This window comes from Paenibacillus contaminans (genome assembly GCF_003285015.1).
Lineage (GTDB): Bacteria > Bacillota > Bacilli > Paenibacillales > NBRC-103111 > Paenibacillus_V > Paenibacillus_V contaminans.
Genome location: NZ_QMFB01000003.1, coordinates 361,747 through 383,698 on the forward strand (window position 1 = coordinate 361,747; position 21,952 = coordinate 383,698).

Below are 21,952 nucleotides of genomic sequence, written 5' to 3' on the forward strand. Positions count from 1 at the left end.
GATCACACCTTTATTCCGCTTACGGAAGAAAGCCGCGCGGACCTATTGTCGTCGCTGCGGCTCCTCCGGATTTGCAGTTAGTATTTTCGCTCCTTGTGAAGCTTATCGGCAAACATAACCTGCTTCATCGTACTAGTTTTTAAGCTCTGCAATACGGGCAATCACTTTATCGCGTTTATCCGAGTAATCGGCAAGCTTCGCTTTCTCGTCCTCGAGCTTCTTCGCAGGCGCCTTCGCCACGAAGTTTTCGTTGGCGAGCATCTTCTCGATCCGCTCCACTTCGCCGTGCAGCGATTGCAGCTCTTTCTCCAGACGCGCGACCTCCTGCCCGATGTCGATCAGTCCGGCGAGCGGGAAATAAAGCTCGGCGCCGGTAACGACCGCGCTCATCGCCTTATCCGGCGGCTGCAGCGCGCTGTCGATTTCGAGCAGCGACGTTCCGCAGAACCGCTTGACGTACTCCTCGTTGCTTTGCAAAATCGCCTGCGTATCCGCGTTCGCCGGCTTGATCAGCAGCTCGACCTTCTTGCTCATCGGCACGTTGACTTCGGCACGGATGTTGCGAACCGCGCGAATCGCGTCCATCAGCAGCTCCATCTCGCGTACCGATTGCGTCGCCTCGAACCGTTCTTCGTATACCGGCCATGAAGCCAGTACGATCGTTTCGCCCTCATGCGGCAAATGCTGCCAAATTTCCTCCGTAATGAACGGCATGAACGGGTGCAGCAAACGCATCGTGCGGTCGAGCACATAGGCGATAACCGCCTGCGCGTTCCGCTTGGCGTCCGCATCGGCGCCGTAAAACGACAGCTTGCTAAACTCGATGTACCAGTCGCAAAGATCGTCCCAGATGAAATTATACAGCAAGCGGCCGGTTTCCCCGAATTCGTAGCTGTCGATCAGCCGGGTGACGTCTTTCACCGTTTCGTTCAGCCGGTGAAGAATCCAGCGGTCGGCCGTTGACAATCCTCCTGCGCCCTCGGTTTGCGCCGCGCGGTCAAGTACTGCTTTCACATCGTCAGCCGTAACGCCTTCCAGGTTCATCAAGGCGAAACGCGAAGCGTTCCATATTTTGTTCGCAAAATTTCGGGCTTGCTCGACGCGCTCGAACCGGTAACGCAGATCCTGCCCCGGAGTGCTGCTAGTTGAAAGCATATACCGCATTGCGTCTGCGCCGTACTGTTCGATGACATCGAGCGGATCGACGCCGTTGCCCAGCGATTTGGACATTTTGCGGCCTTCGGAGTCGCGCACGAGACCGTGCATCAGCACGTCCTTGAACGGCACTTGATCCGTAAACTCAAGCCCCGTAAAGATCATCCGGGCAACCCAGAAGTAAATGATATCATAACCCGTTACGAGCAGGTTCGTCGGATAAAACCGTTTCAAATCGTCCGTCTGTTCCGGCCATCCGAGCGTCGAGAACGGCCACAGCGCGGAGCTGAACCAAGTATCGAGCACGTCGGAGTCCTGCCTAAGCTTATCGCCTCCGCATTTGGAGCAAGCCTCGACGGCTTCATGCGCCACATGCGTTTCGCCACAGTCCTCGCAATACCAAGCCGGAATTCGATGTCCCCACCACAGCTGGCGGGAGATGCACCAGTCGCGGACGTTCTCGATCCATTGCAAATAAATTTTCTCGAAGCGGTCCGGAACAAAGTTGACGCCTTTTCCGGATTTTTGCGCTTCGATCGCGCGATCCGCCAGCGGCTTCATCTTGACGAACCACTGCGTGGACAAATACGGCTCCACCACCGCGCCGCTGCGCTCGCTGTGGCCGACCTGGTGAACGTGCTCTTCGATTTTCTCCAGCACGCCCAGCTCTTTCATATCAGCCACGATTTGCTTGCGGCAATCGAACCGGTCCAATCCCTGGTATTTGCCCGCATTTGCGTTCATCGTGCCGCCTTCGTCCATGACGAGCACCTGCGGCAGATCGTGACGCTTGCCGACCTCGAAGTCGTTCGGATCGTGCGCCGGCGTAATTTTGACCGCGCCGCTTCCGAATTCCTTCTCGACGTACTCGTCTGCGATAATCGGAATTTCCCGTCCGATAATCGGCAGCAAAATCATTTTGCCGATCATGCTTTTATAACGCTCATCCTCCGGATGAACCGCCACGGCCGTATCGCCGAGCATCGTTTCGGGACGCGTAGTGGCCACCGTTATATGGCCGCTGCCGTCCGCAAGCGGATATTTCAGATGGTACAGATTGCCCTGCACCTCTTTGTATTCGACCTCAATGTCGGACAGCGCCGTACGAGCCGCGGGATCCCAGTTGATGATATAGTTGCCCCGATAAATGAGCCCTTTCTCGTACAGCTTCACGAACACCTCGCGAACCGCTTTGGAGAGACCTTCATCGAGCGTAAAACGCTCCCGGGAATAGTCGAGCGAAAAGCCCATCTTCCCCCACTGCTCGCGGATCGTGTTTGCGTAATGCTCCTTCCACTCCCAAACCTTCTCGAGAAACTTCTCGCGTCCGAGATCGTGACGGCTTAATCCGTCCTCCCGCAGCTTTTGCTCGACCTTCGTTTGCGTCGCGATGCCGGCATGGTCGGAGCCCGGCAGCCAAAGCGCGTCGTAGCCCTGCATCCGCTTCGTACGGACCATGATATCCTGCAGCGTAAAGTCGAGCGCATGCCCGATATGCAGCATCCCCGTTACGTTCGGAGGCGGGATGACGATCGTGTATGTTTCCGCGTCCTTGCGGGAACCCGCGGCGAAATAACCGCCCTTCAGCCAATAATCGTACCATTTTTGCTCCGCTGCCTTCGGATCGTATGTCGTCGGCATCGACAGCGTTTTCGTTTCTTGCGCTTCGGTCATAGTCGGCAAACCCCCTCAAATTATTCCCCAAAAAGTGACGCATTGTTTTGCAGTTGATTCCGAGTACTTTTCGGGGAGCCCCAAAATACTCCTTAAACAATCCCCAAAGTATTCCAGAAAAAATCAAAAAACCTTTCGCCGCAAAGGACGAAAGGTTGATCTTCCGTGGTACCACCTTCATTTCGCATTCCGCAAACGGAAGCGACACTCAAGCACATAACGGCTGCTACCGGCGGCAAAGGAAACGTTCAGCTGTGCTGACGTACGCTCCTTCCGCAACTCCAGGGCGACCTTCGGCATGACCTTCCTGCGAAACCTCTCAGCGCTATCGGCTCCGCTCTCTGACAGGGGCGAATGCTTACTCTTCCCGTTCGACGTTTTTCTGGCATATTATTCAGTTTTCTTCTCATTATGATACCCGTATTCGGACATAGAGTCAACGCTCTGGCGCAAAATGTGCGTTCCAAGGAGAATCCCGGACCGCGTTTAAGACGCTGCAATTACCGTAAATAGAGCCGCTTCCGCGAAATTCGTTTTCATATTCCAAGCATAACCATCTATCCCGTTCTTCTATACCTTCGGAAGCGCGTTATGTCGTTTCTCTGTCATGCTTGATTTCACCCGGCGTGTAACCCCAATACTTGCGGAATACCTTAATGAAGTAGCTAACGTCGCGATAACCCGTCAGCTTGGCCGCATCCACGACCTTCATGCCGTCCGACAAACCTTTCATCGCCAGCTTCATTTTGCACTCCAGCACGTAGTCCGAGAATGCCTGCCCGATTTGCTGCTTGAACAAGCGGGATAAATAGGAGGAATTGACGAACAGCTTCTCCGCGACGGTTTGCAGCGATATTTCCTTATCCATATTTTCCTCGACGAACGCCAGCATGCCCTTTACGGCTTCGTGACAGTGCGTCGCGTTCCGTTGATTGACATAGTCGGCAATCCGGCCGACGGCGCCGTGCAGCCAGCGGACGATGTGCTCCCTGGTAGTCAGCTTCTCCGGCTGGCGCAGGCTGTCCGCATATTCGCCGAGCGCTTCGCTTACATTCCAGCCTTGGCCTTGGATCGTTCGCACTAGCAAGCTGGAGAAATAAAGCACGTGTTCGAATACTTCGTTCACCGAGCCCGCTTTGCCGATTCCCCGAACGATCAGCTCGTCGATCGCTTTTTTGGCGAGCTCGGCGTTGCCCGCTTCCAGCGCATGCATAAGCCGTTTCTCGATGACGGCATCCTGCGGAATGCTGGAAAGCGGATGAGGAGCTTCACGGAACGGGATGACGATATCATGTCCGTACAGCACCCGTTCGCGAAGCGCGCGGCAAGCCTGCTCATAGGAGCGGGAAACGTTCTCGGCTTCCGAGGCCGGCATGCCGATGCCCGCGCTTGCGGTAACCTTCAATATTTCTTTCACGCATCCGAGCAGCCTGGAAGCATGCTGCTGCACCTCCGCCAGAAAGACATCGGCCGCAGCGTTTTGGCGGTTCTCGTACAGAAGCACCGTCCGACCTTCCAAATCGGGGAAAACGACGCAGTCCGCCTCCTGAGCTTGAAACTCTTCGGCCAGCTTCTTCAGCGCAAACTGCAGAAGCGCCATGTCCTTGGCCGTAAACGACGAACCCGTATCCGGCAGCGGATCGGGATCGAGGACGACGGCCGCAATCCCGTTCGCCGCGTTCAGCGCGATTCCAAGCTCCCGGCTTTTGCGCTTGATTTCCAAGCTATCGTATTTGCTTAACACGAGGCTCTGATAAAAAAGCTCGCGCAGCCGCGGCAAATTTTCCTCCCAGCGGCTCTGCAGCTCCGCTTGGTTATAATGCAGCGCCCTTTCCTCGCGCAGCCTGTCGCGCGCTTCCAGGACAACCTCGAGCAGCTCCTCTTCTCCTGCGGGCTTCAACAAATATTTGACGACGCCCAGCTCGATCGCTTCCTGCGCGTAACGGAATTCGTCATGACCGCTCAGGATGATCATCTTCGTATACGGCTGTTTGCCGGCGATATACCGCGCCACCGTCAAGCCGTCCGCCTCCGGCATCTGGATGTCGAGCAGGGCGATGTCCGGCCGCGTCTGATCGAACAACCGGATCGCCTCGCGCCCGTTCTCGGCGACGGCAATCACCTCGATGCCGTGCTCCTCCCAGGGGATGTGCGTAGCGATGTTCGTGCGCAATCTGATTTCATCTTCCGCTATCAACAGGTTCATCGTCGCGTCCTCCTATCGGAATCCTGATTGTAACCGACGTTCCTTCGTTCTCCCGGCTGTCGATCTTCATATCCGTTCGGCTGCCGTAATGCAGCTTCAGTCTCGCTTTCACGTTCCACAGCCCGTAGGATGATTTGGCCGCGGTTTTCGCTTCCGAAACGGCCAGCAGCGTGTCCGCATCCAGCGACTGCAATTGCTCGCGCAGCTTCTCCAGACGCTCCGGCGGCATCCCCTTGCCGTTATCCCGCACCTCAATGACCACCATATCGTCTTGCAGGGCGCAAATTATCGTCAGCAGGCCGTCGCCCTGCTTTTTCTCAAGCCCGTGCAGTATCGCATTTTCCACAAGCGGCTGCAGCAGCAGCTTCAAGATCGGCAGCTCGCGGCATTCCGAAGCGACTTCGAATTTGACTTCGAATATATCCATGTAGCGAAGCTGCTGCACTCGCAAATAATATTGTAAGTGCTCGACCGTTTCGGCGATCGTCAGCATCTCTCTTCCTTTGCTGAGGCTTAACCTGAAAAACTTGGATAAATTATATACCATATCGCTTATTTCGTGAGCGGCGTAATTTTTGGCGGTCCAGTAAATCGCATCAAGCGTGTTATAGAGAAAATGCGGATTGATTTGCGACTGCAAAAACCGCAGCTCCGATTGCGCGCGCATGAGCTGCTGCTCGTAAATGTTTTTGATCAAATGCTTTTGTTCCTTTGCCATCTCGTTGAACGAACGGGTCAAGAAGCCGAACTCGTCCTTGCGTCCTTCCGCCAGCTTGGCGTTCAAATTGCCCAGCCGGATCTGTTTCATCCCGTGTGCGAGCGCCGACAGCGGCGACGCAATCCCCCGGTATACGACCCATGAAATGACAAGCGTAAGCAAAATGCTGACCACGATAATCCAATAGATAAATAGCCGTAACTTGTCCGTTTGCGTATAAATGGCTGCTCTAGGCCGCTCCAGCTCGAGCATCCAGCCCGAATTCGCTCCTTTGACCGTAGCCGCAATATACGGCACGCCGTCGACCGACACGTTGCTGAAGCGCTGCTCCGCGTTCGTTTTTTTATCCTCAAGCGAGCTGCGATCGGCCGAAGAGACGACAAGCCGTCCCGCTTTATCGAAAAGATGCACGCGGTCCCCTTCGGTCTGCAGCAGGTTTTTGACAAGCGAAAGCAGCTCGTTTTTTTTGATGGCCATGATTAGCACGTTGCTTTTGTCGCTGCCGAACATATTCATGATCCTTACCATATAAGCGTCGTCTTCGCTAAACAGCGAATCGTCGGGCGTCATGCCCGCTTCTTCCCGCGATAAATAAAACAGCAGGCCGCTCTTATTCTCAACCGCCTGCCGGTACCAAGTTTGCTCGCGATAATCCAAATTCGTCCGGCCGCCTATTTTGGACGACACCATCATGCCGGACGCCCCGTGATAAATATCGACATGCGAAATGAACGCGTTAATGCCGTTTACGTTCGATATTTGCGCAAGCACCTTCTGGAAGTCGAGCATAGCCGCGTTCGTCAGCTCGTTTCCTTCGTACAGCAAATTTTGATTCAAGCTCGGGTCAGTTGAGAACAAGATTGACAGCTCGCTGATTCCGTTAACGGTCTGGTCGATGTAGGCCATCGCGGTTTGCATCGCGCTGTTCATCTGCTCATTGACCTGCTTCTCGAGAATCGTCTGCGATTTGTACATGCCGTACAAGCTGATCGCGACAAGCGGCACGAGAATAAGCAGAAAATAACTGGTCAATCGAACCTGCGTCGATTGCAGAAACAACCTTTTCACGTAACTCAGCCATCCCCAAATGATAACCGCCCCCCATGCTGCGCTTAGCTCCTATACAGCGTATTCTGCCCGGAAAGCCGAATTCCTGCCGAGGATAACCGCTTAACGCGCCTATGACGCGTGCGTTTACCGCCTTGCCGGAGCCTTTGCTACGGAATACATTCCGAATAATAGCGGATTCCAAGCGCAGCCGGGGGAAGCTTATCCTTTCACGGCGCCGATCAGCATGCCTTTGATAAAATATTTTTGCAGAAACGGATATACCGCCAGCACCGGCAAAACCGCTACGACGACAGTCGCCATTTTGACCGTCTCCGGGGGCAGCGTGTTGAGCTCCGCCGCATTGACGATCTGCAGCTCCTGGCTCACGTTCGGCGTCTGAATCATATTGCGGAGCACGACCTGGATCGGGTAAAGCGATTTATCGGTCAAATACATGATACCGCCGAAATACGCATTCCAGTGAGTGACGCCGTAGAACAAACCCAGCGTGGCCATAATCGGCATCGATAACGGCAAAATGATTCTCGCGAGCGTCTGCATATCGCTGCACCCGTCGACATGAGCCGCATCCTCGATTTCGGACGGCAAATTTTCAAAATACGTCTTCATAATCAGCATGTTGAAGGTGGAAACAAGTCCCGGCACGATGAGCGCCCCGAGCGTATTCGTCAAGCCGAGTCCGCTTACGACCAGATAAGTCGGAATGATCCCGCCGCTGAAAAGCATCGTAAATACGATGGCGAGCAGAATGGCGTTGCGGCCGGGCATCGCTTTTTTCGACAACGGATAAGCAAGCAAAGTCGTAACGAGCAAATTAAGCGCGGTTCCGACGATCGTCACGGTCGCCGATACTTTAAGCGCCTCGGGAATGCGCGGACTTGAAAATATTTGCGTATACGCCTCGAGGGTCACTTTGCTTGGGATGACGACAAATCCTCCGTTTTTAAGCACCTCGGAGAACGGAGTGATCGACATGACCACGACGTAGTAAAGCGGGAACAGGGTCGATAAGGCAAACGCGGCGAGACTTACGTACAGCGCTGCGTCGACGACTCTATCCGACTTCGTTTTATGCAGGACAAATGCCATGGTTATACTCCTTTCTTTACCAGATTCCCGAGCCGCCGAATTTCTTGGCGATTTTATTGGCAGTGATGACTAGCGTGAAGCCGATAATCGACTTGAAGAAGCCCGTTGCTGCGGCTACGCTGAAATCAAGCTGCTCGATCCCTCGGCGGAATACCCAGGTGTCGATAATATCTCCCACTTCGTATACGCGGGCGTTCTCGAAGATGTAAATTTGCTCGAAGCCGGCATCGAGTATGCTTCCGAGCCTTAATATGAGCAGAAGCACGACGACATCGCGAATGCCCGGCAGCGTGACGTGCCACATTTGCCGCCATCGCCCGGCGCCGTCGACGACGGCTGCTTCGTATAATTCAGGGTTGATCGAGGCCAGCGCAGCCAAATAAATGATGGCGCCGAAGCCCGTATTTTTCCACAAGTCGGTCAAAATGATCAGCGGTCTGAAAAAATCTTTGTTCGTCAGCAAATCGATCGAGCCGAGACCGTTATCCCGGAACCATGTGCTGACCAAGCCGGAGTTTGGCGCCAAGAAGGCGAAGGTCAATCCGAATACGATAATCCAGGATAAGAAATAAGGCCCGTAAGTAACGGTTTGGACGATTTTTTTGAACCATCTTACGCGAATTTCATTAAGCGCCAGCGCGAGCATAATATCCGGCAGCATGTTGAACAGGATACGATATAAGCTGATGATGATCGTGTTGCGCATGATAATCGGAAAATCGGGCGTATCGAACAATACTTTGAAATTATCGAAGCCCACCCAAGGGCTTCCCCAAATGCCTTTCATCAAATTATAGCTTTTAAAGGCGATAGCTAGGCCGCCCATCGGAACGTAATGAAACAACACGTAATACGCGATCCCGGGCAGCATCATCAAGTAAAACCAGCGAAACCGGAAGACCGATCGCCATTTGGGGTTTAAACGGATCGCATTCATGTTCTGCTCCTTTCTCCTCCTGCAAAAGTCAAACGTTCGTTCGCCGCAGGACTTCAGAGTCCTTGCGTTAGACAACAAGGGCGGTGAACCGAAATGCTTCACCGCCGCATGTTCATCTATTTCGACGAGCCTTTATTTAAACGTGTACGTTTTGCCTTGTACCTTCGAAACTTGCGTTGCGTAAGCGTCGAAAATGTCCTTGCCTTTGTATTTGCCCATCAGCTCTTCGCGGTAAGCAGGCCATTGGGACGAATCTTTATCCTCCAGCAGCATCTTCGATATGACTTTGCGCATTTGCGTACGGAATGCCCCAAGATCAAGTCCCGTCGGCGGCGCTACGTTCGTTCCGAGCGATTGCACGTATTTATAAGAGGTAACCTTTTTCAAAATCGCCCGGTCGCGGTCGGTTTCGTTCGGATCGATTTTTTCGAGTCCGAGCACCTGCGGCTCATCCGGCGTATAGAATGCGTAGATCCCGGCAAAGTTGCCTTGATCGAGAATATCCTTTTTGTACGCTTCGGCGTTAATTTTGATTTTATTGCCTTCCTTCGTGTAGTGGACGCCGTTTTGTCCGTAGTGCGTCAGCAGGAAGCCTTCTTCGCTGGCAAGCCAGTCGAGAATTTCGACGCTCCGTTTGATTTTGGCTTCGGACGTTTTCGCGCCGAACAAGAAAGGATAAGCCGGCAGCGCTTCATAGCCAACTCCGACGCTCGCGAAAGGATGGAACGGCTGCCAGTCCACTTTATCCGCTTTTGCTTTATCGTCCTTCAAAATATCCTTCGTTTTTTTCTGCACGCTGTTCGGACCGTTATCAAAGGCGAAATCTCTAGTGCCCCCGTATACGATGCCCGCTTTGCCGGAAGCCGCTTTGTTTACATGCTCAGGCGATTTTTGCAGGAACCAGTCCGGATCGACGATTTTCATGTTGATTACTTTGCGGATGTCGTCGATGACAGTACCGACCCGGATGTCGCTTTGCGCATCGATAAATTGTCCGTTTTCGAGTATGAACCCTGCGACCAAGCCGTTTTTGCCGTATTCCGGCCATTCGAGGCTGACCGTGGTGCCGCCTCCGGACGTCGTGAAGCCGAACGTATCGTTCTTGCCGTTGCCGTCGGGATCCTTCTCCGTAAACGCCTTCATGACATTGATCATATCGTCGTACGTTTCCGGCACCTTAAGTCCTAGCGTATCGAGCCAATCTTTACGGACGTAATAGGAGGCATACTGCTGCTTCGCGAACGGAATCGGCGCGCGTTTGAACACATCCTGAACCTGGTACCGCTTTAGCTCATCTTCTTTGACCCATTTAAAATAGTTCGGCATCGTTTGCGGCGTCACATACTTGGTCAAATCCGCCGGCACGCCGTCCAAAATGTACTTGTTGGAGGCCGCTCCGTCGGCCATAAACATATCCGGCAAGTCGCCGCCTGCGATAAGCAGATTCAGCTTGTTCGTATACTCGTCGCCGACTTGCATATGTGTGATCTGAAGATCGACATTAAATTTCTCATCGATCGCTTTTTTGATAAAATCTTTATCTTTGGAAGGCAAAGCGTAATTGTTCGGCGCGTTTACAAACCATTTCAGCGTAAGCTTCTCGCCCTTCGCCGGCTCCGACGATGTTGCGCCCCCCGATGGGGACGGACTGGAAGATGCCGCTCCATTTTCTTTTGTCGAGCTGCTGCAGCCCGTCACGGCCAAGCTGACCAGAAGCGTGCCTGTTATCCCTGTTTTCCATGCTCGCATCTCTTGAACCCTCCTCTATATGTTGTAACCGATTACACTTGTAATCATATTACAAGCGCAACATGAAAAATAGAAAACGATGATGACATTCACATAGGAATTTGATGACATCAAGCATGTAGCAGGATTCCCCGGCTTCGCCCCGCATATGCATCTTTGTGGAAAAGCCTCCCGTTTATCGGCATATCCGGGCCTGTCCTTATCATAAAATGGATATAACCGAAACCGCGAAGGGGACACAAACATGCAAAAATGGTGGTGGAAAGTCCGTTTTACTTTGAAGGCATGCTTGCTTCCGATTATCGTCTTCCAGTTTATTCGCACGCTTTTGCTGCCGAATCCGTTCGACGTGCTTATTTTGTTTTTATTATTTTTGTTATATATCGGGATGCTGTTCGATTGGTTCTGATTGCGGCGAAACAATACGTTCCGACAAATTGAAAAAGAGCCGTCGATCTTTTCGAAGCGGCCTTTTTTGGTATGGCTTACTATGTATCCCGCGCAGCTTCCCCAGCGCAGAGCGGCGCCGCATCGGCCCCGAAAGCTTGAACGTTTCAATTTAATAGAAAGCGGACGATTTCTTCGTTAACGAGCTCCGGCAACTCGTGATTGATGCCGTGGCCGGCATGTTTTACAATGCTGTAGCGCATGCCTTTGTCCCGCAATTGCCCTAGCGATTTCGGGTAATGGGTCAATCTGTCATATTCCCCGATCAGGAATAGAGCTTTATCCTGCAGGACCTTAAGCTCTTCGTCCCGGAAAGCGGCGGGCTTGTGCGGCATCATGGAACGATTGTTGAAATATTTCAGCAAATAACGCCATTGCTGCATGAGCTCCTTATTTTTCGAAAAGGCATCCGAGCCCGGCGCCGTAAGCTTTCGCAGCAGGCTTGCCGTGCTTTTTTCCGACGGGAACAACGCTTCGGGAAGGAAGACGGTCATCATTTTAAATACGTTCAGCGTAATCCCGCTAGCCATACAAACGATCCTGTGTACCTTCTCTTGGTTTAATGCCGTGAACCGGCTGGCCATGTAACCACCGTTCGAAACGCCTGCGATATAGGTTTTATCGAATCCGAACGCGCGCAAAATATCGCCGATCCATACCGATAGGTCGAAAGCTTTGAAATACGCTTCGTTCGGCTCGCTTTTTCCCGGTCCTCCCATCGTATCGACGGCGACGACATGGAAATGCTCCGCAAGCTTCCGCATATTGTAAATCCACATGACGGCGGAATTGTCGCCGACGCCGTGGAAAAGCAGCAGCGGAGGGTTTTCGGGATTCCCAGCGACGATCACATGCGTCAAACCATAAGCGGTTTCAATCCCCCGCTCCTCGATCGCGATTCCCCACTCTTTCAATAAACGGTCGTAAGATTCATAGATGAGTCGTTCGCCTTCCGGCTTTTTGAATCGTTTCATTGCAGGCCGCCTCTCCAAATTGCGCGTTGATGATTCGAATCTATCTTTCCTTTCGCATAAAACGGAGCACCATCTCCGTTGTCGGAAACGGAATGCCGTTCCCGTTCTGAATTCTCGTCAGCGCCAGTCCCTGGACAATGGAAAAATAAGTGACGGCCAGCACCAAAGGGGGATCGTCCGCGATTTCGCCCGCCTTCTGGCCATCCATGACCATCGGGATAAAATGCTCGAATGGCAATTTCGCTTTTTCCTTCACGATTTTAATCGCCGCTTCCGGAACGGCTTCGGAGCTGGATGCTTGCGTCATCAGCAAACGCCAGTGCTGCATAGCGATACTGTCGGCGGACAACAGCGCTTCCGTAAGCCAAAATATTTTTTCATACGGAGTCCCCTCCTGCTCGGAGGCATATTTGACGGATATCCCGGCACCCTCTGCGGCCAAATCGACTAAACGGGTAAAAATATCATCCTTGGATTGAAAATAATTGTACACGAACCCTTGGCTGAAGCCTGCCTTGGCGGCAATGTCCTTGATCTTCGTTCCGGCCAGTCCTTTCTTCGCGAACACCTCGCTGGCGTTTAGCAAAATGCGCCTGACCTTCTCGTCCGGTACCGCATGCTCGAAGTTTTCAAAAAATTTCATTTCCAGCGCCTTGCTTTGGACGGACATGCTTCCGCCCCCTCTCGATTATGAATGAACGTTCATTCATATTGTAAGAAATGTCAGACGCTTCGTCAATGGAAAGGTTTTAATTGTCGTTTGCCGCCGTCTCATAAAAACATGCACACCTCAGGAAGCGCACATAAAAACGCGCACCGCATACGGCACGCGTTTTTTATAGCACTATAATCCTTTAGGGGATATAGATTACTTGCCCCTCGGCCAGCGGCTGGCTGCCTAATCGGTTATATAAAACGATTTCGCGAGGATTGATTTGATACCTGTCTGCGATCGATTCGACCGTCTCTTCTTTTTGCACGATGCACATCCGCAGCCTGCGGAATTGCGTTTCGTTACTTGATGCGCCGAGAAGCTTTTTCCATTCGATGGATTCGCGGGTATGATCGGTTGATGCGGCGGCATCTGCGGCGGCGTTTCCTTGTGAAACATTGCGCGTCTCCGATTTCACCGCGATCGATTTCAGATGGTGCAGGTGCTCGAACTCGCCGGCAGGCTTGCCCGTGAAGGCGATTTTCATCTCCTTCTTCTCTTCTTCCGCTTCCTGCTGGGAAACGGATGGCTCAGGGGGACGAGACTGTTCTGCCGTATATGTAGACTCGTCGAGATTGCTTACGGCTGCCGCGGTAGGACTGCTCGCTTCTTGCACGAACTCTTCCTGTTCGGACTGCTGCAGCTCGGCAGGCTCCTCTTCCCGCTCCGGCTCCAGCGCCTCAATGCCGTGTGCTTCAAGGCCGGTTTGCTGCTCCCGCGCCGGCGTTTCTATACTGCGCGGCTCCTGCACCGAGTACTGCTCCCATGCCGGCGTTTCGATCCCACGCGCCGGCTCCTGCACAGGGCGCTGCTCCCACGACGGCGTTTCGAACCCGCGCGGCTCCTGCACCGTGTACGGCTCCCACGACGGCGTTTCCATTCCGCGCGGCTCCTGCACAGAGCGCGGCTCCCACGACGGCGTTTCCATTCCGCGCGGTTCCTGCACCGTGGGCGGCTCCCACACCGGCGTTTCCATTCCGCGCGAATCCTGCGTAGAATGCGGCTCCCACTCCCACTCAGGCGCCTCCGTCCCTCGCGTTTCCTGTGCCGAACGCGGATCCGACATTTCGCCGGGTGAAAAATCGTTGTTTTGTGCCGCTTCATGGACGAAAACAACTTCCTCTTCCTCGCGCCAGCCGTTCGACTCGGTTGTCGTCAACTCAATACCGGCAAGCGACAATACGCCGGTGACGTTCATCGTCCGGGACGACAATAAATCAAAGTCGAAGTTTTCAATTTCCACCGCTACATCTTCCATCCGGTGCACGCGATTCATCGGCAGCGTAATTTCAACGGGAATAAAATGCTCAAGCGAAAGAAGACTGTCGTCCTCTTCGCCTACATATTTGCCTGTCAGCCATAAATTCCCTTTCAAAACCGCTTGATCGCCTTCCGTGCGCACCTGGATTTGTGGCAGCAGCTCGATTTCATCCAGCTCTTTAATCCCCGCTAGTTCGTCCGAAAGATGTACGCGCTCATAAATGTCAAAACGTAAGCCGCCTTGCCGCTCCGTCACGCAAACCCCTCCCTTCAAGTGTTACCCCAGCTAGAGTCGTCCTACCGACGGAACGGATCGTCAACCGTGCATTACCGCCGTTCAGGCTTAACGATAACGCGAAACCGTCCCGTCTTGACGCCAACAACATGCGTTCCCGTCAAACGGTCTCTATTCATATATATGGGCTTATGGGAGGGAGCATGACTATATTTTTCACTTGTCCCTTTTCAGCTTCCGGTAGAGTTCCTCCAGATCGTGCGGCCAATTGGCCTCCACCGTAATCTCTTCCCCTGTAAAAGGATGGCCGAATACGAGAGAAGCGCCGTGGAGCGCCTGTCTTCCGATCAGCTTGTCCGATCCGCCGTACAGGACGTCGCCAAGAAGCGGATGGCCGAGATGGCTCATATGCACGCGAATCTGATGCGTTCGCCCTGTTTCCAAGCGAAGCTTCATCAGCGTAGCGCCATGAAGCGATTCTACCGTTTCAAAATGGGTAAGCGCAGGATCGCCGGATTGGCTGACACGGCGTCTGGAGCCATGATGGCGGTCCTTGCCGATCGGAGCGTCGACGATTCCGGATTGCTCGCGGACGAGTCCGACGACGAACGCGATATAGATACGGCCGATCGCTTTGCGGCGCATCGCCTCATCAAGCGCGAATTGCGCCAATTCGCTCTTGGCGTATAAAACCGGGCCGCTCGTATGCTCATCCAGCCTATGAATATGACGAACCTTGCAGCGTTCTCCATTGCAGGCATAATGGCCTGCAACCGCATGCGCAAGCGTCCCCCTCTGCTCGCTGGAAGACGGATGGACGGCCATTCCGGCCGGTTTATTCGCTACCAGGCAAAAATCGTCCTCATACAGCACCTCGACATCCTGCCATTGATCCGACCATTCGTCCGTATATCGGTCCGTTTCCTCCGGGAACAGTCTTAGCCGCATTTTGCCGCCCGTCATCCGGATCCCTCCGGAATCGCTCAGCTTCTTAGCGAAAGCGGGCGGCAGTACGACGGCCGCCGCTTCGACAGCAGGCAATCCGGCCTGCGCTGCCGAGAGGGGCAGCTCCAGCCACTCGCCTTTTCGGCTATAAGGGATCATCGCTGCCGCCTCGCCGCAAAAAATAAAATAAGCGCCAGCAAAAAGGCAAAAAAGCCGCACAGGACCAGCAAATCAAACGGAAAACCCCAAAAATTGTATTTACTCACAAACGTTCCTCCTTGCATCGTTCGATAGTATGCTGATCCTGATTGTAGCAAAAATAAACGGAGATATCGACGCCAACGCGGCGAAAAGGCTATTCCGAAGGTTAGAGTCGCGAACTGGCAATTCCCTTAAAAGAAACAAATACGCTTCCAAGACACTGGTAAAGTGGATGAAAGCGTATTTGTTTTCGCCGCGGAATAATTTGGTTTTCAGGTAAGTCTTTCATACTACTTTTTCATATTCCGATATGTTAAAATATTCGGGTGGTATTTTCATTTTCATCATTCGACAGACGACTAAAATCCGGTTTATTAGACAAATACAGATTTCATGGGAGTGGAATACAATTGCATATCGCAGTCAACATGTGGACGAGCGCTTTGAACGGACTTCGGCGCTGGAGCTGGCTGAAACGAAGCCTGTTTGTTATTTTCGGCCTGGCTTTCCTGACCTCCAGCTTCTTGTTTCTTACCGAGCCCGGCCTTAAAATCCGCAAATGGATGGCGGAGACCGTTATCACGACGCAGCACAGAGATTGGGCTTGGATGTTCGTAGGCGCGCAAATGCGCGATGAAATGGTTCAACTGCTGCAGGATACGACCGATGCGATGGGTCAAGGCCATGTCGATTTGAGCCGCATTAAAATCACGAAGCAGGGTTCGAAGAAAAACCGTACGATTGACGAATTGATAAAAGTTGACGATATTTCCGGTCCGACCTGGAAAGGCAAAAAGATGACCGTATACGATCCGACGACCGTGCGCGTCGTCGTGCCGAACAAGCAAGGCGAAGGCGAGCGCATCACCGACATGGTGAAGCGGACCGGAGCGGTGGCCGGCGTGAACGGCGGCGCCTTCTACGACCCGGATGGCCTTGGGAACGGTTTTGCCCCTATCGGCTTTATTATGTCCGGCGGAGAAGTTATTTTTACCGAGCATGAAGGCAGCGTTCCGCAGCATTCGATCGGATTTACGAAAGAAGGCAAGCTTGTCGTAGGCTTGTACAGCATTGACGAATTAATGAAGCAAGGCGTGCAAGAAGCCGTGTTCTGGAAGCCGCGGATTATTGCCGACGGCAAACCGCTTATTACCCAGGGCGACGGCGGCTGGGGAATCGGTCCGCGTACGGCGGTCGGCCAGAAAGCGGACGGTACGCTCATATTCATCGTCATAGACGGACGGCAACCGCCTTACAGTTTAGGTGCGACGCTGCGTGAGGTACAGGATCTATTCCTCGAGGATGACGTTCAGAACGCCGGTTTCCTTGACGGAGGGGCCTCGTCGGAATTGGTCGTCGACGGCGAGCTGCTTACGAAGCCGGCTAGCCGATACGGCGAACGCCGCTTGCCTTCCGCCCTGCTTATTTTCGACCATCCGGAAGAATATGATGCGGATCATATTTGGGACGGCCTTAAGAAAATCGATGCGGGCGGCGCCAAGACACATCCGGAGTTTTTGAAGGAGCAAGAGGAGTTACGCAAAAAAGGGCAGCTTAATTCCACTCCGAAAACGACGCCGGTACCTTCGAAATCGCCCGATTCAACCGGCACGAAACCAGGAGGCGGGGTAACGTCGAAGCCGAGCGGCACGCCGCGCCAGACGGAATCGCCTAACGTTTCGTCTACGCCTAGCTCCAAACCAGCCGGAGAGCCAAGCGACTCGCCCAAGCCGCCTGGCTCCACGGCTACGCCCGGCGGAAGCTCGCCGGGAACGGGAACAACAACATCGCCGGGAACGGGCGGTACGCCGAAGGCGTCCGCCTCACCCGCCGAAACGAACGGAGCATCGCCTAACGGCACCGTACCGCCTAGTCCGGCAACGACGCCGAAGCCGACGACAACCGGCGCCGGCACGCAATCGACTGCGCCATCCGGCCAGACAGCCGCCGTTCAAGGACAAACGCAGCAAAACCAAACGGTCAAGCCAAACTGATGTCATACATACTAGGGCGTGTCTGAGAACTCCGAGGGGAGCAGATTTTGCTGAATTTTCGTTCCATGCAAGGCGCGTTTGTGAAGGCGTACCGGGGGTACGTCAAGCAAACGGAACGAAGCAGGGGGCGAAAAGGCGGTGAAAGATGCCACTGAGTGGGTTTTCAGACACGCCCTACAAAAAAGGCTGTCTTCTCGTCTTATTCGGACGATGTGAAGACAGCCTTTTTTTTCATTCGGCTTCGATCGGATTTCGGATTAAATCGGAGTAAGCCCCTTCCGGAACAGATTCGGTTTTTTGCTGCGCGATTGTATCGTTACTCGCTTAAGCGACTGATCATATACTCGATATCGGCCAGCAGTTTGCTTGCAAATCCGGCTTCGATTTTTTTGCCCGCCTGCGCTTGCACTTCGTTCTGCAGCGGCTTGAATGCTTGGCTCTTCACTTCCCCGCCCGAAAGCTGCTTTTGGATATGCTCCGCCTTCGACATCAGACTGTTCAAGATGCCGTGATGAGTGATCCAGCCTTGAGCGGCAGCGTACTGCAGCATATCGTCAAGATGATCCGCATCCATGAGCACCTTAAGTGTAAACGGCTGAACCGTTACGTTCCCGGCGTTGTCGGCGGCCGTAACGACGATAGTATGATCGCCTGCCGCTAACGTCAATGGAGACAAGGAGACCGGCTGGCTGACCATTCCCCCGTCCAGCTTCACCTCTGCCGAGGCTACCCCGCTAAGCGGATCCGTTATCGTGAACGATATGTTCACCGCGTCCGTACGGTACACGCTTATCGCGACGGAGCCGCCGGCCGCTGCCGGGGCTTCCACAGACGGACCGGTCCGGTCGATCCTTACCTGCGCCGACTTCGCTTGCTCCCGATTGCCTGCAACATCCACACTGAAATAGCTGATTTCGAACACGCCGTCCTCGCTCAGCTCGACCGAGCCGCCTTGCGATTCCGCGCCGCCGTTAATGCTGAAGAACGTTCCGGCTACTCCGCTTCCCGCGTCGGTCGCCGTCAGCGTGACCGTTTGAGAAGACGTGTGCCAGCCGTTCGCCGCGTCATCGCTCGTTACCGGCGTAACCGTATCCCGAAATGAAGCGACATGCGTTTTGCCGGCCGAGCCGCCTACATTTACTTTCACTATAACGGTCGGGGACGTTTGCACAACTTCCACCGTGTCGTCTTTGCCGACAAGAGACAGCTCCCTCTTGTTCAGCTCGATCGTTACGACTCCTTGCTTCTGCGTCGGATCCGATACCGCCAGCTTTAACTCCCCATCGGTCTCTCTTACCATAACGGATGCCGGATTGGAGGACGTAATGAAATCCGCCGTTCCCGCTTTCCAGAAGTTTGCCGCCGTTATGCCCAGCGACGTTTCCTTTACGGCATGAACATCGTTCGTCCCGCTGACGATTTCAACGGACGGATTTCGGCTGTAAAGCTCCGTCGCCGCCGCATCCTTATTCGGAAGCAGCACGTATGAATAAGAGGCGTTGGCCGGATTCACGCCATGGTCGAAAGCCAGGCTCATATAGCTGTGTGTCAGCGGATCGGAGCTGCCGCCCGAATTGATGTCTTTCCATGCTCCGGTTCTGTTTTCGCGCAATCCGCTTATGTCCGCCTTTCCCGGGAAATAATAACCGATTCCCGTATTCGGGGCATTGCCCTCCAAATGCGCCCACTCCACGTTTGACAACGATTCCGACCATCCGGCGGCGTCCGGTTTGACCGTGCCGTTAACCGTCAGCGAATTGCCACCACTATCGTTCAGCTTGCGGTTATCCACAATCGTCTCCACCTTGCGTCCGTCGGTTCCCGAAATGCCCGAGCCTAGCGCTACGATTTCGTCATCGAACGAAAACCACGATTTTTTGCCTTGCAGCTTGCTTCCCGTGCTTTTGTCCAGCGAGAAATCCATACCTGCCGCCCCATAAAGCCCCTCGATCGACGAACCGCCAACCCACGACCGGGGATTCAAATAAGAAGCCCAGTCTTTCGGCGTCAAATAGGAGCCGTCCGTCGTCGTTCCTGCCAGCCGGTAGGAATCGACTGTCGGCCAATAATCGTCGCGGTATTGCGAGAGATCGTCATCGTATAAATAGGTCATGCCGATTCCGGTATACCAGCCCTTGACGTTCTCGCCGTTGCCGTATTCGAAAGCGCTGATTCTGTCGGAGAACATGCTGATGCCGAAGCCGTAACCGGGCCTTAGATGCACGACTCGGTCCATGCCGGCGAATACTTGGTGCTTGACGAGCTCGCCGCGCGGCGTTATCGATGCGTCGCCCATCAGCTTTTTGACGAGATTCATTTCATAAACCGGCAATCCGTCCGTATAATTCGCGAACGACTTATCCGTCACGATCCATTCCTTCACCATTCGCTTAATCGCAAGCTTCTGATCGGAGGGCGCACTTTCGGCCAACCGCAAGATCGTCATAATGACTCCTCTCGCATTACCCGCCGTTTGCCGCGAAATCCCTCTTCCGTTAACCATATCCATCATAAGTCCTTTGTAAATGACAGGCTCGAAGGAATCGAATACCCAATCGTAAACATTGTTTACGTTCGGATCCTCGACCGGCCAGGGAGAACCGTTCAGCAGCAGCATCATGTCGGCAGCGCGGTTAAGCCATACCGAGCCGTAACCTCCGGTGTAGGCAATATTCGTGTGCTGAACTAAAGAGCCGTCTTCGTATACGCCGTCTCCTTTGCTCGCATATACGAACTCCGGCCCCATTGCGTCGCGGCCTTGAACGATTTTCGCGCCGAGCTTGCCGAGCACGCCGCGCAGGCTGACGACGAACGCTTTGTCCAACAGGTTGGCGCCGGTTTCTTTCACTCCGTTGAGCGTTCTGACTTTCGGGTCGCGGACGAAACGATCGATCGGCTTTATGTAGTTGCCGATTTGTTCCGGCGTCAGATCGTCATACATCAGCACCAGAATGTCGTTGACGATCTGAGGCGTTCCGATCTCCCAGTCCCACCAGTTGCCGTACTCCGTCTTTCTCTCGTTGTAACGATTCTCATACATCCAATCGAGGCCGCCGATTATGTCGTCCCGCAGCGCCTCATTGCCATAAAGCGATGAGCCTTCGATCGCATAAGCGAGCGCCATCGTGCGTAATGCGCCGTAAGCCGTCGATAGTTGGGACGAATCGGTCGTACTTGTCAAATCGCTCCACAAAAAGGTACGGCCGGACGATTTGGCCATCGTATCCCAGCGTCCTGTGCCCTCGGCATTCGTCACTTTGCCGGCCAGCCCGGTCAAATAGGCGGCAATGTCCGGATCCGACGTATTCGACTGCTTCCCTCCGACCAGCTTGTCATGCCAAATGCTCCGAAGCTCGTCATACGATTGCATCGTTTCCGGCGGTTCGACGCTAACCTGGCATTCGGCAAATAGCTTTCCGTCCTTGGTCGTAACTTTGATGACCGCAGTGCCGTAGCCTGTACCGGTAACCAAGCCGTCAACGACGTCCGCTACGCCCGGATTCGAAGACGTCCAGACGACACTTTTGTCCAGCGCATCCGCAGGCGTAAAAATAGGCGCCAGCGCGATCGTCTCGTTTTTTCCGATCGACGCCGCACTCCGGTCGAGCCCCAGCCCCGTCAAGCCGTCCCATTTCGTCAGCGACACATCGTCGAACCAAGCTTTTCCCGTGCCGGTTTCGAAGAAAGGCTCCACCTTGAGCTTCGTCGCGCCGGCCGGTACGCTCATTAACGCATCCCGCAGCGTCCAATCGTTCGTCCCGCTCAGTTTGGCCGTTGCCGGTCCGTCCCCGACTTTTTTGCCTGCGCTGTCGAGATATTGCGTCCTTGCGAATACCCCGCCGGATGAAACTGCGTTATCCGTCTTGATCCACGCGCCCAGCTTGTAATGCTGCCCGGGCGACACCGGGACCGTAATGCTTAACGCGGTTCTGCTCGACGAATCGTGATCGATCCTTACGGACTTGCTCCCTTCATGATAGACGGACGTATCGACCGTCACTTTGCCGCTTCCGCTCGCAAACCATTCCCCCCATCCGCCCGCAGGCTCAATGTTGTTTGTCCATTTGTTGCGCGTAGTCGTAACGGTCGATTCGAATCCGCCGTTCGGCATCAGATTCGGTTGAGCCCCTTCCGCCGCATTGACAGCGTTTACAGAAAAGGTCGAGCCGGGTACTGCCGGTAAACAAGTCCCGAACATCAAGGCGACTGCAGCAACAAATGCCGTTTTTTTCCGCAAATGTTTCACTCCTTTTTATTGTATAATTGGAGCTCCCCGCAATGTAAGATTGGCTTAAGAGGTCAGCGGCACTTTGCGGGGGTTTTCCATGGTTACCGGCCCTGCGGCCGATGCCCAAGACTATAACCAACAGGCATACGAAAGTACACTGCCGATTTTTAATGTGAGACTGACTTCTTTTCTTCCGGCGCGGCAATCTTACGAAAGTACTGTCCGAATTGAAAAGGTGAAAGTTTCAAATTCCTCTTCCGAAGGCTACACTGTGAACACAGGCCGGCTAAACCGTCCGGCTTAAAGAGCAACCGTTATCATTCAAATTAAAAGGGAGGCGCTTTCATTGAACAAAAA

Annotated in this window: 13 protein-coding genes; 2 read left to right on the forward strand and 11 right to left on the reverse strand. The window is 53.8% G+C overall.

Annotated elements, in window-relative coordinates:
• Positions 1–132: 132 nt before the first annotated feature.
• The 6 genes from DQG23_RS08150 to DQG23_RS08175 all read right to left on the reverse strand — a co-directional run bounded on the left by DQG23_RS08150 (position 133) and on the right by DQG23_RS08175 (position 10,599).
• Positions 133–2,829 (reverse strand): valine--tRNA ligase, encoded by a 2,697-nt coding sequence (locus tag DQG23_RS08150; protein ID WP_113030312.1) that lies wholly within the window; start codon positions 2,827–2,829, stop codon positions 133–135.
• A 589-nt stretch (positions 2,830–3,418) separates the two neighbouring features.
• Positions 3,419–5,035 (reverse strand): response regulator, encoded by a 1,617-nt coding sequence (locus DQG23_RS08155; RefSeq protein ID WP_113030313.1) that lies wholly within the window; start codon positions 5,033–5,035, stop codon positions 3,419–3,421.
• On the reverse strand, positions 5,010–6,821 hold the full coding sequence (locus DQG23_RS08160; protein WP_113030314.1) for a sensor histidine kinase: 1,812 nt from the start codon (positions 6,819–6,821) through the stop codon (positions 5,010–5,012). Before DQG23_RS08160 ends, DQG23_RS08155 begins: the two co-directional genes overlap by 26 nt.
• 201 nt (positions 6,822–7,022) lie before the next feature.
• Positions 7,023–7,913 (reverse strand): carbohydrate ABC transporter permease, encoded by an 891-nt coding sequence (locus DQG23_RS08165; protein WP_113030315.1) that lies wholly within the window; start codon positions 7,911–7,913, stop codon positions 7,023–7,025.
• 16 nt (positions 7,914–7,929) lie between these two features.
• Entirely contained in the window at positions 7,930–8,850 is a 921-nt protein-coding gene (locus tag DQG23_RS08170) for an ABC transporter permease (RefSeq protein WP_113030316.1), read from the reverse strand.
• Positions 8,851–8,982: 132 nt separating this feature from the next.
• A complete protein-coding gene (locus DQG23_RS08175) occupies positions 8,983–10,599 on the reverse strand; it encodes a type 2 periplasmic-binding domain-containing protein (RefSeq protein ID WP_113030317.1) in 1,617 nt (538 codons plus the stop codon).
• 244 nt (positions 10,600–10,843) lie between these two features.
• Between DQG23_RS08175 and DQG23_RS42540 the strand changes: the two genes are divergently transcribed.
• The gene (locus DQG23_RS42540; protein WP_192894562.1) at positions 10,844–11,008 is read left to right on the forward strand and encodes a hypothetical protein; all 165 of its coding nucleotides are present in this window, start codon (positions 10,844–10,846) and stop codon (positions 11,006–11,008) included.
• 145 nt (positions 11,009–11,153) lie between these two features.
• On the opposite strand, the gene DQG23_RS08180 is transcribed toward DQG23_RS42540, so the two are convergent.
• From DQG23_RS08180 to DQG23_RS08195, 4 genes are all read right to left on the reverse strand, one after another.
• Positions 11,154–12,020 carry an alpha/beta fold hydrolase gene (locus tag DQG23_RS08180; protein WP_113030318.1) on the reverse strand — a complete coding sequence of 289 codons (867 nt, stop codon included), beginning with the start codon at positions 12,018–12,020 and terminating at the stop codon, positions 11,154–11,156.
• 40 nt (positions 12,021–12,060) lie between these two features.
• Positions 12,061–12,690, reverse strand: a complete 630-nt coding sequence (locus tag DQG23_RS08185; protein ID WP_113030319.1) for a TetR/AcrR family transcriptional regulator — start codon at positions 12,688–12,690, stop codon at positions 12,061–12,063.
• 184 nt (positions 12,691–12,874) lie between these two features.
• Positions 12,875–14,248 (reverse strand): LysM peptidoglycan-binding domain-containing protein, encoded by a 1,374-nt coding sequence (locus DQG23_RS08190; RefSeq protein WP_113030320.1) that lies wholly within the window; start codon positions 14,246–14,248, stop codon positions 12,875–12,877.
• Between the two features lie 195 nt (positions 14,249–14,443).
• The gene (locus tag DQG23_RS08195) at positions 14,444–15,331 is read right to left on the reverse strand and encodes an RluA family pseudouridine synthase (RefSeq protein WP_113030321.1); all 888 of its coding nucleotides are present in this window, start codon (positions 15,329–15,331) and stop codon (positions 14,444–14,446) included.
• 452 nt (positions 15,332–15,783) lie between these two features.
• Here DQG23_RS08195 and DQG23_RS08200 point away from each other — a divergent pair, with 452 nt between their 5' ends.
• The gene (locus DQG23_RS08200) at positions 15,784–17,367 is read left to right on the forward strand and encodes a phosphodiester glycosidase family protein (RefSeq protein ID WP_238177799.1); all 1,584 of its coding nucleotides are present in this window, start codon (positions 15,784–15,786) and stop codon (positions 17,365–17,367) included.
• A gap of 316 nt (positions 17,368–17,683) precedes the next feature.
• On the opposite strand, the gene DQG23_RS08205 is transcribed toward DQG23_RS08200, so the two are convergent.
• Entirely contained in the window at positions 17,684–21,604 is a 3,921-nt protein-coding gene (locus tag DQG23_RS08205) for a polysaccharide lyase family 8 super-sandwich domain-containing protein (RefSeq protein ID WP_113030322.1), read from the reverse strand.
• Positions 21,605–21,952: the final 348 nt, after the last annotated feature.

What these genes read in the sequence shown, in the direction of transcription:
- DQG23_RS08150 (WP_113030312.1), bottom strand. Translation starts at nt 2,829, where the DNA reads ATGACCGAAGCGCAAGAAACGAAAACGCTGTCGATGCCGACGACATAC.
- DQG23_RS08155 (WP_113030313.1), bottom strand. Translation starts at nt 5,035, where the DNA reads ATGAACCTGTTGATAGCGGAAGATGAAATCAGATTGCGCACGAACATC.
- DQG23_RS08165 (WP_113030315.1), bottom strand. Translation starts at nt 7,913, where the DNA reads ATGGCATTTGTCCTGCATAAAACGAAGTCGGATAGAGTCGTCGACGCA.
- DQG23_RS08170 (WP_113030316.1), bottom strand. Translation starts at nt 8,850, where the DNA reads ATGAATGCGATCCGTTTAAACCCCAAATGGCGATCGGTCTTCCGGTTT.
- DQG23_RS08175 (WP_113030317.1), bottom strand. Translation starts at nt 10,599, where the DNA reads ATGCGAGCATGGAAAACAGGGATAACAGGCACGCTTCTGGTCAGCTTG.
- DQG23_RS42540 (WP_192894562.1), top strand. Translation starts at nt 10,844, where the DNA reads ATGCAAAAATGGTGGTGGAAAGTCCGTTTTACTTTGAAGGCATGCTTG.
- DQG23_RS08180 (WP_113030318.1), bottom strand. Translation starts at nt 12,020, where the DNA reads ATGAAACGATTCAAAAAGCCGGAAGGCGAACGACTCATCTATGAATCT.
- DQG23_RS08185 (WP_113030319.1), bottom strand. Translation starts at nt 12,690, where the DNA reads ATGTCCGTCCAAAGCAAGGCGCTGGAAATGAAATTTTTTGAAAACTTC.
- DQG23_RS08195 (WP_113030321.1), bottom strand. Translation starts at nt 15,331, where the DNA reads ATGATCCCTTATAGCCGAAAAGGCGAGTGGCTGGAGCTGCCCCTCTCG.